Here is a 13787-nt window from a genome sequence, read left to right as displayed (position 1 = left end):
TTCATTTTTATTTATTTAATTGATATACTTCAGTTAATGTTTCTGTAGCTCCAACATTTCCTGGGAAAATAACATATGGCATATTTTCATATTTTGCTTCACTACCAGTTAGCCAAATTGGTACGCCTTTAGTAATTTGGCCAATAACTGTCGCTTTTTTAATATTCAATCCTTTAGTGGCAACATCACTTGAAGTAATACCGCCTTTTGCGATAATGAAATTAGGTTTAAGTGTTAAATTACTAACAATTTCGACTAAACAATTAGAAATATTTGTCGATATACTTAAATTATTAGTTAAGTCAGCTGTCTTAATTACATCTCTAGACGTATAAACAACAACGTCTTCACCTTGTGCAATCAACCTTTCGACCTGTGCAATGATAGATTTTATATAGTCAGTTAAACTTGGTTTTGTTACTTCTGTCACATCAAATTCAATAGTCTGAATATCGGAATGAGCAATTAAATGATTCAACTGATCCGATGATTTTTTGACATGTGATCCTACAATAATAATGCCGCCATGTGAATTGTCACTGACATCATTTAAATTTATAATTTCTCCAGGTGTTTCACATATTGCTTTTACAAATGATGCTGCTGTACGGAACATAAATTGCTTTTTATGTGTACTTAAATAAGAAGTAAGACAAGCTACAAAGAAATCTAAATCTTCATCATTTAATGCATCAACAACTACTGCATCAAAATGTTGCAAGTCATCGAAAAGAGACATTATCGTCTCACTCTCACGATTACGCAATTGTTGTAAAGTAATGTGATATACATCGTCTGACTTGATATCACCATTACTTTTTTCTGCTATAAAATCATCCATACGTTCAGCACTAAAGCCAAATGTTGTATCTTGTGCAAATTCACTGTTGGCTACCGGAATATAGGCATCATCTTCTTGTAAATAATGTATTCCGTTATACGTATACCTTTGTCCTTCGAAAAATGCTGGTATATAAAATACGCCATCAAAACCATGACTTGCGCTATCATTAAGCACTTTAGGTTCAAGATAAAAATGACCGCGTAACGTTGAGTCACCTCTACTAATAACTATAAAAGGTTGATTTAATTCTTTAGAAATTTGTTCAATGTTCGTCATTATTTCTTTATGCACAATTGTAGTTTCTTCTTGATTAAGCGCACGGGAATTAGTCAAAATATAGAACATTTGATTTGCTTGTTGAAAGCCATCTTTAATGTATTCTAATGACCAATCTGTATAAACTGGTAAATCTTTCACAGTTTGTGTACCAGTAGGATCGTCATCTAACACAATTATTTTATACGTTAAACTTTCTAAACCTTTGTCTATTTCATCTTGTTTTTGTTCTAAAATTAAGTTTTTATTTAGCATATTTCCACCTACATATTGTTGATTTTTTCAAAATATTTAATAATTCCAGAGTGATCATTAAGACCATTGCCTGCAATTACTTCAGCTTTGTAAATTTCTTTTACTTGGTTAGTTAGCGGTAACGTTAAATCAACTGTATCCGCAGTAGACACTACATTTTTTAAATCTTTCAGATTAATGTTTAAAGTGCCACCAGCTTGATAATTTTGCTCAATCATTTTTGGAAATTTAGCATCCATCACAGAAGAACCGGCCAAGCCATCTTTAATAGCGCTGTACATCGCTTCTAAATTGATATCAAATTTTTTCGCTAACACCACTGCTTCTGACAGTGCTGAAATGTTCATATTAACGATTATTTGGTTCGCTAATTTTACAACACTACCAGCTCCAACATCTCCTACTCTAATAACAGATTGTGCTACGGGATCTAATATTTTTGTGATGACATCTAAGTCTACTTCTTTACAACCTACCATGACCGATAGTTCTCCAGTGATTGCTAATGGTTCCCCACCACTTACTGGTGCATCAACATATTTCACATTTTTTTCTTCTAACACTTTACTTATTTCCAATGACTCATTGGGCGTTAACGAACTCGTATCAATTACATGTTTTACTGCAATATCTTCATACTTTAATACAGCATTTTCTCCACTATATAATACAGCTTTAACAATAGCCCCATTTGGCAATGACGTAATTAAACCGTCAACTTGCTGTGCTATTTCTTTAGTTGTTGCTATCACAGCACCATATTGTTGCATTTCTTGTTGTGCTTCATTATTTACATCATTTACTAAAACTGTTTGTCCTGCTTTCAACAAATTTTTCACCATAGGTTTCCCCATAATTCCTAAACCAATAAATCCAATTTTCATATTTTTACCTCAACTGAAAACGTTTACATATTATTGTATACCAAAATCATTAAAATGTATACATTTTGTTCTAATTTTTTTTATAGTACACTATGTATAGTGAGGTGACAGTAGTGAAAAACGTAGAACAATCTATTTATCAAAAAATCAGAAATGACATAATTAACGGGGATTTAATTCAAAATGAAAAAATAACAGAGACTAAGTTAGCTAAAAAATACAATGTTAGTAGAACTCCTATAAGAGAAGCATTAACACAATTAGAATTAGAATATTTTATTAAAGATGGTTATGTCTTTATACCGACATCAGAAGAGTATCGTCAAATTTTCGAAATGAGAATACTGCTAGAATCTTACGCTTTGCGTAATGCAGCTGTAGTGTATACCGAAGAAGATTTATTAGAATTACAAAGTTATACCGAAATTGATATGGATTCCTTAGAAGAAGAACAAATTATTCAAACAAACGATGCTTTTCATAAAAAAATTATGGCAGCTACTAATAATCAATTTATCTTAAACAACTATCAAAAATTACAAAGTTATATTTATTTGTTTAGTAAAACTGTTATAAACAAACGTAGACCTGGCTTAATTGAGGAACATGCAGAAATAGTTGCCGCCTTACGTAATAGAAATACTGATAAAGCTGTAGCATTATTAGAACAGCATTTGAACAATGATTTAGAATTCAGTTTATATTACTTAAATAATAAATCTTGATGTATACAAGCCACAGTTTGTTAAACTTTTGTAAATCTTCACTTTTCATGCTTTTTTACTTTTAAAGTGGTTATAAATAAGTAAGAGAGGATGTGGAGATAATGAGCAAACAAATTTTCTTGGATATCGTAAACCTTTGTAGTATCGGCTTGTTTTATTTATTACTTATTGTCTTAACGCTATTTACATTAGATTATTTTAATATGCACACAAGTGGATCTTTATTTTTATTATCATTAAGCTCTATGACTGTTATTCAAATATTTAACCATGCGGAATTTAATGGCTTACTCACACTATTTTCACTTGTAACTGTAGTTGTTATTGCATGCAAATCAATACACCTCTATATCATGGAACGCTAATCGCAATAAGATATTGAGTAAAGAAATTATACGGTTTGCCAGTACATCTTCAAACATATTTAATCTTGTTTATATTCGATAAAAATTATATAATAATCTCGAGGATGGTAAGCGCAAACATTATAGTTTATTATAGTCTAAATTATTTACTTTGCTTTAGCGCACCTAAATCAATTGCTCATATAATCAATGTTATACCATTCTCAACAATGGTCTTACTCAGACTGATTGGACAGACTTAAAACTACCTTCAGGCAGTAGTTTTAAGTCTTTTTTATGTTAATTAACTTTTTAAAATTCCCCCACTTTTTTTAGTGCAACACTATAAAATTTTAATCACTTTTTTAATAATTTTCTCCTTTACCATTACAACGATTAAAAATATTAGTATTTACTATGTTTTTATTAATCTTTCTTGTAGACACTCCCTATAGATTGTTTAAAACGGTACACTTGATATAAATGAAATTATAATTTGAGGTATTTACTAATGAAAAGTACACTTACCATCCTTCATCACATCAAAGCGCCTATGCGTAGATGCTTAAATGAAGTTATAGTTTTACTGCCTTTAGCGGAATCTAATATCGTCAATATTAATGGCAATCTCCACACTTTTAAGCATGGTCTAATTATTAATCACGGTGACCTTTACCAACATGTACAGACAAATTATCTACTTTCGTTATCCATACCATTAGCATCGTTTATTGAACGTGATGCTTTATTCTCCCATAGTTATCTAAACTATAATTTAATTCGGTCAAAAACTAAGTTACACCAATGGTTAACTTATTACTTAAAAACCAAATTTATCGATAAAACCATCGACACATCAATGGTATCTGACGTTATAACTTTATTACTAGCTGAAGCACAAATTAAATTACAACAACCTTATTTACCTGTTTGCAATGTTACTTCTAAATTATTGAAAAATATTTTGGTATTTATTAATAATCACATTACTGAACCGTTATTAGCCAAAATATTAGCCCAACGTTTTTATATTTCACAGTCTTACATCTCAATACTTTTTTCCACACATTTACAAATGCAATTTAAACCTTATATTACAAGTTTAAAAATTAAGCAAGCGCTCATTGATTTATTGACTGGACAGCATAATATACATGATTTAGCACTAAATTATAGTTTTTCCAATGTTTCAACCTTTTCTAAACAGTTTAAAAAATATATTCAGTTACCACCTAAAAAATTTTTTTACTACTACAAGTATCACAATAATATGGATCAAGATAGCTTGACTATTTCACCTATTAGCCATCAAATATGTCTAAGTCTACATAACTACATGTATAATATTACGACACCTAAATCATATACTTTAGAGTTGCAGCACAATTATCCTACGATGTATTTCAAACCACCGCAGACGATTATAAAATTGGCAAATTTCCATGAATTTCTTAAGTTTACGCATACTCAGCTTGATTATTTTGACTTATCTTACCTCCCAAATCCAATTTTATATATAGAACATATTGAACACTCTATATTTAATACGATTGATAAAGCTTATTTTATTAAGTTGCTACAGCAATTAAAAAGTTATAATTGCAGCCTTTTATTACCGGTAAACTCACTATTTATGTTTAATAAAATGAATGACAGTTTTCTTGTAGAACTTAAAAATGATAGTTTATGTCGAGAATACTTAAGCACTATACAACTTCTTTTTAATCCGCAACTTTTACCACTAAACAAAATTAGAGTTTTAAAAAATCTTATTTCACGGAAATATGCAGCAGTTAACTGTGGTTTATTAGTAGATGATTTCTTTCAAACCACTGACGTCACTCACAACCATTTAGTGGCACACTTAAATACCTTGCCTATGGATTTTTATATTATCAATATGGATTTAACGATGTTAGCACAACAGTTAGCTAAAATATATAATATAGACTCAACTAACATAAAAAATATTATTGCCTATTTTCTCGATGATTTAAAAGAGCATGCACATAAATTAATTTTCATTCATTTAACCTATAATGCGTTGCAACAATATTACTCACCAACTACTAAAATCACGCATGCCCACTTAGTAGATTTTATTGTATCTTTATCTTCGCGCATACGTGGTTTAGGATTCCCGTTATACTGTGATAACCATAATAAATTAATGTTAATGACAGTGCATGAAAATTATTTACCAATAATGCATATTTACCAAATGTTAGCTCCTTTTATGAATTGTCATGTATGTCTTCATAACATGGGACTGCTTCGTAAACACCATCAAAATTATGAACTGTTAGTCCATAATGGAGATTTGATTAATAGCGATTCCGAAACATCTACTGCCCTAAATATTAATCATCATTTTCATACAACTTTTTCAGTTTTTAGCAAACTGTTAAATGATTCTTTTGGTTCAATTGATTATTTGTTACCATCAGCAATACAAATGCAAAACTTACAACTCGACACATTTATAATTAAACAAATCAATCAATCAAACCATCCACAGTCACAGTACAAATTATTTTCCGTACATGAGCCGTTAACATTTTCACTTCAATCTAATGCATTGTTATATCTCATATTAGCGCCTACTAAATAAGAGTCTGGGACATCAAGTTCTTGGACAAGTAAAAAGAATCATTGTTCTTGTATCTGTCGGATTTTGATACACATCCTAATTTTATAAAAGTATTTTATTATAAAATCACATATGAATCCGACGTATTTTAGCGAGATTCTTGAGGGAACAGGAGAAACTGAAGACTTCACACTAAGACAGTGTACGAGTAAAGCATGTACAAAAACTACCCACAAGATCGGAAACTTCTTCTGTAACCTCTTATTTTATTGTCAGTAAAATCTTAATTATTAGTTATCCTAAACGCTTTCTATAGATTGGCAGGGCTTTGGGACGACTCTTGCGGGAATAGCACTTGCCGAAGACTACAGGCTGAGGCAGTGCCCGCGGAAAGCGTGCACAAAAACTGCCCACAACTCCTAAACACAAAATAGCACTCAGGTGACTTGAATTAAATCATCTGAGTGCTATTTTTCTGATATTTATGTCATAAATTTTTATATTAATTATCAAACTCTAACTTAAGAGATGGTGTAGCAATAACAAAATCTTTTTTCAATACACTAGCTTTTAACTTGTCAGTAGTTGCTAATTCATACGTCCAACTATTTTTTGTTGGTTTCTGTGATAAATAACCAGTAACAAAGCTATCTTGATATAACAATGAAGCCATACCAGTGCTCAATATATAATTGAATTCAATTGGTTCGATTGTCACAGTTAATTTGCCTTTTGTTGTTACTTTTAACATGTTTGTTAATTCATTTTCTGTTAAATAGAACGATAAATTATCAAAGTCTTTCGTAAAATATGGCGTAAATCGATAATATTTGCCATTTTGTTGCACGATAGTACTTGTTTCTTTTGCATAAGGATATTTATTACGTTTGTTCCCTATACGTTTATCAATAGTCATATTACCTATACGCATTTCTAAAAATGCATCCCAAACCTTTTCTTTTAATAAATAAGGTACGACATCATTTAATTGCGTTGTAAACTTGAAGTTAGTTTGATTGTTCACTGTTAATGGAACATACACAATTTCCTTTTTATTACGTGATACCAATTTAAGTTGTAACTGATTGGCAATTTGGTTTGGATTAATCATTGATTTTAAAAATGTTAATTCTAATGAAAATTGTTGATCGTCAAAGTTGAATTGCGTCATTTTTATGTCCGGTTTAGTAACATTTTCAAAATCAAAAAACGGTTCATGTTGTGCAAACTGTATTTGCAATAAATTTTGGTTTGCTTTGAAGTTATAATAGTGACCATTGCGATAACTTTCTTCCACTATTTGATAATGGTCAAAATCTTTTTGTCGTGCATAATACAATAATGGACGGGTTGCAGCATTTACCAACGCATCTACTTCTTTCGGCACTCTTAAAATAAAGTCACCTAAAGCTTCAATCCATTGTTGTTGCTGTTCAGCTTTAATATTGAGCGAAAAGTTTTTTGTACGTGAAAATGAAAAATGTCGATCTATAAATTTAGCTAAAATTTCATTCGTGTGCTCTAAATTACGCTGTAATATTTCATCAACAATTAGTGACATCACTTGGTAAAATTCATTAGGTGCAACATATGCTGAACTCATATGTTCACCTTCTCTTTTCGTTGCATAATAATATGATTTGTCCGCTAAAACTGCTATTTTCTGAGCGTTGATATACGCTTTCATTGTAAATAACTGGTCTTCAGCACTCTTTAATTCTTCTGGGAAATAAATGTTATTATTACGCAATAAAGACGTACGATAGAATTTAGTTGGGCTTAAAGTATAAATAATACGTGAATCAAGCAAAGTAACTTCGTCTCGTGTTTCTTGGAACATCGACTTCGGTACACCTCTACCATTAACGCCTTCCATACGAACTAAGACAACGTCCGCATTATTTTGATTTACAAATTTTGACACATCCAATAATGTATCTTTGTGGATATAATCATCTGAATCTACAAAGAAGACGTATTCCCCTTGAGCTAAATCAAACGCTGTATTTCTCGGTTTTCCTGGTCCACCAGAGTTTTGATCTAGTTGATCGACTATTAAATTCAATTTCTTTTTGTAAGACTCGACGAGTTTAAGTGTATTATCTGTCGAACAATCATCTACTACAATAACTTCAAAATCTTGTTTATTTAATGTTTGTTTAACCAAACTATTCATTAATTCTTTAATGTATGCTTCTGAATTATATGTCGGTACTATTATTGAAAATTTCATGTTACAAAGTCACCCCTAATTTAAAAAACTGAAGATACACAATAATATAATACATCGCTTACTGGTGTATACTATTGTTATCCTCAGTTTATATTATAAAAACACCGTCTACTAACTGCCAAATAAGTTACGAACTAAGCGTTCACTAGAACGGCCATCTTGATATTTAAAATGTTTATCTAAGAATTTTGGTACTTTTTCTTGTTCAAAATCTTCGTTATCAAGCGCGACGATTAAATCGTCAAATGATTCCACAATTTTTCCTGGAACAAAAGTTTCATACGGTTCATAAAAGTCTCTAGAAGTTATATAGTCTTCAAGATCAAATGCATAAAATAGCATTGGTCGTTTGAACACTGCAAACTCATAGACTAATGAAGAATAGTCACTTATCAGTATGTCTGTAACAAATAGTATATCATTTACTTCTCGGAAGTCTGAAACATCTATAAAATACTCTTGATACTCTCTAGGAATTGTTAACTTATTTTTAACAAATGGATGCATTTTGAATAATACAACTGCATTATTCTCTTTACAATAACGTGCAAATCGTGCAAAGTCGATTTTAAAGAATGGATAATGCGCAGTATGATGTCCATTCCCTCTAAACGTTGGCGCAAATAAAATTACCTTTTTGCCTTTTATTATTGGTAATGTTTCTTCCATTTCAGCTACAATTTGTTGTTCGTATGTTTTATCAAATAAAATATCTGTTCTAGGAACACCTGTAGGTATAATATTTTGTTCTTTAATACCAAAAGCTTCGCCATAAAATGGAATATCTGTTTCAGAAGAAACAAATGCTTTAGTGTAGTTACGGTGATTCACAGAATTAAAGAATGGACCACCTTTTTTACCAGTACGACTATAGCCAACTGTTTTAAATGCACCGACTGCATGCCATACTTGAATAATTTCTTGGCTCTTTCTAAATTTCACTGTATATAATAACGGATGGAAATCATCAACAAATATGTAGTCAGCTTTACCTAACAAATATGGGAACTTAAATTTATCAATAAAATCACGACGTGCAGAAATATTAGATTTAAACAACGCATGTATATTATACGTTTTATCTAAATTTTGTCGTAACATTTCATTGTATACATATTCAAAATTACCAGACATTTCAGCACGTGAATCTGAAGTGAAAAGTACAGTGTTTCCTTTTCTCAAATGGAAAAATTTAGAAACTCCAAATATGGTTTTAAATATAAAATTACGTATATTAAATGATATTTTGTTGTACTTCAAACGATACTCTTTTATTTTTTGTTGTATTAAACTCTCTTTTGGTTGAGGCGCCTTAAATGAAATATCAATAACAAATTCATTTACTTCACTAGAAATCATAGGTGTTACCGTATAGGTTGTTTTTTTAGAATTACCACCTCTTTTAAACACATGTTTGAAATATTCTAGTAAAAAGTTATTTTTGCCATTTTTCGTTTCTAACTCTTCATATTTTTCGATGTCTGTTTCATCTAATTCATACTGAGTAGGATCTAGAAGCTTATGATTAATGTTAGCTATATAATCATATTCTCCACGGTACACAAGCAAATATTGCCCAGATGGTAAATAGTTGCCATCATTCAATATAGCAACATTAAAACGTGCTTTAAATGTTTTTCCGCTAATCTCTACATTATTTGCAGGCAACACTTTGGTTTCTGTTAAATTTCTTAGGATAAAATTACGTTTATTTAGCTCTTGTGTAGCATTTTCTACATGTCCTTCAATAAAAAGCTGAATACGCTCCCAATATATATCGTCAATGATTATCTTCGATTTACTCAATTTTAAAATCCTTTCTTATGCAATTGCATGGTCGTGTGCGTTACTTTGCAATATTTCAATATTACATCGTCCATTTTATAACAGTTTTCCCCCATGATGTTGATAAATCCTGTTCAAAAGCATTAACTGCATCATTTATCGTTTTAACTTCAAATTCATTTCCTTTAAGCAGCGATAATTTATCTACTACATCTGGATGTGCTTTATAAAAGTTCGCGACATCTTGAAAATCTTGTGCACCGCTTCTACTACTTCCAATCATTGTAATACCCTTTTCGAGTACAAGTCGGGTATTAATTTCAACTGGATATTCACTGACACCCAAAAGCGCAATACTGCCTTCAGGTGAAATTAAATCAATTATTTGATCAATGGCAGATTGACTTCCTTTACCACCTACACACTCGAAGCCATGATCAAAAGTTACATCTTCTGGCACATTATGAATATGATATACTTGCTCCACAAATGAAAAATGGCTCAGCTTAAAATCAGTTTTACCAAATACATAGATTTTCGCTTCTGGGTATAATTTATGTAATAAGATGGCAGTTATATAGCCTAAATTACCATCACCCCATATACCAAAGCTATTTTTATTTTTTATTGATTTTCGTTCAAAACGTTGAATCGCATGCCAACTTACTGAAACGAGTTCAGAGTAAGCAATCGTACTTAAATCAATATCACCTTCCACTGCAACAACACGATCGTGGTCTAAAAAGACATAATCCTGCATAAAACCATCATAACCACTCGATCTAAACTTACTACTTGGCAAATAGTTTTCCGCAATGACTTCATCTTCTTCGACAGGCATATTTGGCACCATTATAACTTTAGTCCCAATTTTATACTCGCCTTTACTATCATAAACAACTTCGCCTACACCTTCATGAATTAAAGACATAGGTAGTTTTTTTTCTAGCACAGTTTGATTTCTACTACCTGTATAATAGCGTTGATCTGCTGCACAAATTGATAAATATAACGGACGTACAATAACTTTGTCACGTGTTATATCCTCATTATTATAAGTAACTTCAATTTGTCGTGGTGCCACTAATTGATACACTTGATTAATCATATATCATCCCACCCTTAATGATAGAGTTTGCTACTTTAAGATCATAAGGTGTTGTTATTTTAATGTTGTATAATTCTCCTAATACTAGGTTTACTTTTTTGTTAGACACAACTAATATTTTGCAAGCGTCTGTGAGAATTTTTTTCTCATCTGCACTTAGCTCATTATAACTATCACGTAATAAATTTATATTGAAAGATTGTGGCGTTTGCCCTTGATACATCTTATCTCGAACAGGGATTTCATCAATTACCTGTCCTCCTTCAGATGTGATGATAGTATCTGTTGCTGTTATAACTGTATCTACTGCGCCATATTTAATAACATTATCAATATTTTCTTTGATAATACGTCTTGTTAAAAATGGACGCACTGCATCATGAGTAACAATTACATCGTCGTCTGTAATTTTATGGTCTTGTTCTATAACATTAATTATACTCATAATGGTTTCATTTCGATCAGAACCACCTTGTACCACTTCTACACGCTCATCTGTAATATGAAATTTACGTAATGTATCTCGTGTATGTGAAATCCATTTTTGAGGCGTAGCAATGTATATTTTATCGAACTCACTTGTTAATAAAAATTTTTCCACTGTATGCACAATGATTGGCTTCCCATCTAAATCTAAAAATTGTTTTGGTAACGGAACATTCCCCATTCTGGATCCGACGCCACCTGCTAATATACCCGCATATATCATATGTATTTCCTCCTCTGTAATAATTCATTTAAGACACTATCAAACATGTATACCGAAGGCTACTTATATTTTAAGTCCATATATACCTTCCTTGTCCTACCTAGACAGTTATTTGTTCAAGTGACTCAAAGAAATTTAAGTTGTGTTAGGCTTGTGATTATCATCATCATACCAATTATCATTTTTCTTTGCTAGTTTTATCCATTTAATTTAAATCTATTTAAATGGTAACTATTTACTATTATTAAAGCATAGATACTGGTTTCACTTGTAATTAAATAATTGACTCACCTTAGATGCCAACATCTCGACTAACTAAATTTACGTTATACTATTCCCGATATTAATTAAAATAAAAGTTGTACAAATAAAAAACTTCTATCGCACTAACCATACGGTTTGTACGACAGAAGTCATTAAAGTCTATATTATCTGTTACCTACGTCTTGTCCTATTTCAACAGTCTTATCATTTTTATTGTAAATGACACCTTGTACACTGCCAAAGTTTGGATCATTACGCTTTTCTTTTACACTATAACCAAGACTTTTGAAAATATTAATATCTTCATCACTCATAGCTTTTTCATAAAATACAGTGGATCCATCATTATAAAATCTCGGTTTATCGATAGATTCTTGTAAAGTCCCATCACCTCTTAAGTAATCTATTAATACTTCATTAAGCGTTGTAGGGATTTTGTTACCACCAGGCGTTCCTATACCCATATAATAATCGGATCCCACCACAATTGAAGGTGCTGTGTATGACCGCGGTATCTTATGCTTACCATGGAAGTTAGGACTATTCGGGTTGTTAGTGAAGTTAGACAATGAGTTATTCATATAGAAACCTTGTTTCATATATTTACCTGAGCCAAAGAAACTAGATAGTGTGTTTGTTGTACTAGTCATTTTACCTTCTTTATCTACCACAACAAAATGTGTTGTACTTGTATTATCTATATTATTTGTATTGAAGTCACTACCCATACTCGTATTCATATTCAACTCATTTAATTTACCAAGCAAGTAATCTTGTGATAAATATTCATCATAATCTTGGTCTTGTCCATTCACAATGTCTCTGTTTCGATACATTAAAGCACGTGATTTCAAAATGCCTGAAATATAATCGGTACGATTTTCAGGCGTAGTTGCATCACCAGTTGCTTCATCCACTTTTAAACCTTGTAACATTAATGTCCCACCTAACGGGTTAGAGGCAGAGTATATTTTATGATTTAAGTACGTCGTACTCACCGGTTCTTTCTTTTTAGTTTTATAACTTTCAAAATCTTTTTCTGTTAATTTATCATCTAATTGACTGGATATTTTATCACCAATTTCATCATAAAAATATTCTGGACCATTGTCGCGAATACCTTTTAACGTTTTAGCTAACTCCGGTTGCTTAATGACATCACCTTCGCGTTTTGTTTTTTCATCATCAAAGAAAGGAGAATCTCTATCAACATCAGAACCATAAAGTTTCAAACTTCGTTCTAATTCTGAATCTACTTCAAAACCTTCTTCGGCTAATGGAATAACATGATTTAAAATATCTTTTTCAGACATTTTCCCAGCATCTTTATGTACTGTATGCATGCCATCTACAAATCCTGGCGTACCAATTTTATCCCCTTTTTTATATTTAAAAGAAGAGATATCTTTATATTGCCACTGTTTAGGTGGTACATTTTCTTGTCCATCATAATACAACATGGCACCACCGCCACCTAAACCAGAAGAGTGAGGCTCAGTCACTGCCAATGCATATGAAACACCTATTGATGCATCAACTGCGTTACCTCCATCTTCAATAATTTTATTACCCACTTTAGTAGCAATAGGATTGTTTGACGCTACACCATACTTCTTATTCGCATTTGTTTGATTATGATCTGCAATTTTATTTTCATATAATTCATCTTTATCATAATTATCTTTTTTGGTAATCATAAAAAAGAGTATCGATATAAGCATAGTTAAAATCAATATGACGATGAGTGTTTTCTTATTGTATATACTCATA

The 13787-nt window shown here is 31.3% G+C and carries 10 protein-coding genes; 3 read left to right on the top strand and 7 right to left on the bottom strand.

What is annotated here, in order from left to right:
* Window positions 1-7: 7 nt before the first annotated feature.
* Entirely contained in the window at window positions 8-1375 is a 1368-nt protein-coding gene (locus MUA37_RS02180) for a four-carbon acid sugar kinase family protein (protein ID WP_002509552.1), read from the bottom strand.
* A gap of 8 nt (window positions 1376-1383) precedes the next feature.
* Complete coding sequence (locus MUA37_RS02175) at window positions 1384-2259, bottom strand: NAD(P)-binding domain-containing protein (RefSeq protein ID WP_142019379.1); 876 nt, start codon at window positions 2257-2259, stop codon at window positions 1384-1386.
* 113 nt (window positions 2260-2372) lie between these two features.
* Here MUA37_RS02175 and MUA37_RS02170 point away from each other — a divergent pair, with 113 nt between their 5' ends.
* The 3 genes from MUA37_RS02170 (at window position 2373) to MUA37_RS02160 (ending at window position 5939) form a co-directional block, all read left to right on the top strand.
* Window positions 2373-2984, top strand: coding sequence for a GntR family transcriptional regulator (locus tag MUA37_RS02170; RefSeq protein WP_262624787.1), 612 nt, complete (start codon window positions 2373-2375; stop codon window positions 2982-2984).
* Between the two features lie 101 nt (window positions 2985-3085).
* Window positions 3086-3349 (top strand): hypothetical protein, encoded by a 264-nt coding sequence (locus MUA37_RS02165; RefSeq protein WP_002509555.1) that lies wholly within the window; start codon window positions 3086-3088, stop codon window positions 3347-3349.
* Between the two features lie 490 nt (window positions 3350-3839).
* A complete protein-coding gene (locus MUA37_RS02160; RefSeq protein ID WP_262624786.1) occupies window positions 3840-5939 on the top strand; it encodes a helix-turn-helix domain-containing protein in 2100 nt (699 codons plus the stop codon).
* A gap of 481 nt (window positions 5940-6420) precedes the next feature.
* On the opposite strand, the gene MUA37_RS02155 is transcribed toward MUA37_RS02160, so the two are convergent.
* The 5 genes from MUA37_RS02155 to MUA37_RS02135 form a co-directional block, all read right to left on the bottom strand.
* Window positions 6421-8151 carry a glycosyltransferase family 2 protein gene (locus MUA37_RS02155; protein WP_002509557.1) on the bottom strand — a complete coding sequence of 577 codons (1731 nt, stop codon included), beginning with the start codon at window positions 8149-8151 and terminating at the stop codon, window positions 6421-6423.
* Window positions 8152-8262: 111 nt separating this feature from the next.
* A complete protein-coding gene (tarL, locus tag MUA37_RS02150) occupies window positions 8263-9957 on the bottom strand; it encodes a teichoic acid ribitol-phosphate polymerase TarL (RefSeq protein ID WP_021459589.1) in 1695 nt (564 codons plus the stop codon).
* A 61-nt stretch (window positions 9958-10018) separates the two neighbouring features.
* Complete coding sequence (locus tag MUA37_RS02145) at window positions 10019-11044, bottom strand: ribitol-5-phosphate dehydrogenase (RefSeq protein WP_142019377.1); 1026 nt, start codon at window positions 11042-11044, stop codon at window positions 10019-10021.
* Window positions 11037-11753: a D-ribitol-5-phosphate cytidylyltransferase gene (locus MUA37_RS02140; RefSeq protein ID WP_142019376.1), complete on the bottom strand. Its 717-nt coding sequence runs from the start codon at window positions 11751-11753 to the stop codon at window positions 11037-11039. The genes MUA37_RS02145 and MUA37_RS02140 overlap by 8 nt, the downstream gene beginning before the upstream one ends.
* 428 nt (window positions 11754-12181) lie before the next feature.
* A complete protein-coding gene (locus MUA37_RS02135) occupies window positions 12182-13786 on the bottom strand; it encodes a gamma-glutamyltransferase (RefSeq protein ID WP_142019375.1) in 1605 nt (534 codons plus the stop codon).
* Between the last annotated feature and the right edge of the window lies 1 nt (window position 13787).

This window comes from Staphylococcus arlettae (assembly GCF_025560845.1).
GTDB classification, from domain to species: Bacteria; Bacillota; Bacilli; order Staphylococcales; family Staphylococcaceae; genus Staphylococcus; species Staphylococcus arlettae.
The sequence above is the reverse complement of the archived record's forward strand: the minus strand, read 5'-3'. Positions and strand labels throughout refer to the sequence as shown.

What these genes read in the sequence shown, in the direction of transcription:
- MUA37_RS02135 (WP_142019375.1), bottom strand. Translation starts at nt 13,786, where the DNA reads ATGAGTATATACAATAAGAAAACACTCATCGTCATATTGATTTTAACT.
- MUA37_RS02180 (WP_002509552.1), bottom strand. Translation starts at nt 1,375, where the DNA reads ATGCTAAATAAAAACTTAATTTTAGAACAAAAACAAGATGAAATAGAC.
- MUA37_RS02175 (WP_142019379.1), bottom strand. Translation starts at nt 2,259, where the DNA reads ATGAAAATTGGATTTATTGGTTTAGGAATTATGGGGAAACCTATGGTG.
- MUA37_RS02145 (WP_142019377.1), bottom strand. Translation starts at nt 11,044, where the DNA reads ATGATTAATCAAGTGTATCAATTAGTGGCACCACGACAAATTGAAGTT.
- MUA37_RS02165 (WP_002509555.1), top strand. Translation starts at nt 3,086, where the DNA reads ATGAGCAAACAAATTTTCTTGGATATCGTAAACCTTTGTAGTATCGGC.
- MUA37_RS02140 (WP_142019376.1), bottom strand. Translation starts at nt 11,753, where the DNA reads ATGATATATGCGGGTATATTAGCAGGTGGCGTCGGATCCAGAATGGGG.
- MUA37_RS02155 (WP_002509557.1), bottom strand. Translation starts at nt 8,151, where the DNA reads ATGAAATTTTCAATAATAGTACCGACATATAATTCAGAAGCATACATT.
- MUA37_RS02160 (WP_262624786.1), top strand. Translation starts at nt 3,840, where the DNA reads ATGAAAAGTACACTTACCATCCTTCATCACATCAAAGCGCCTATGCGT.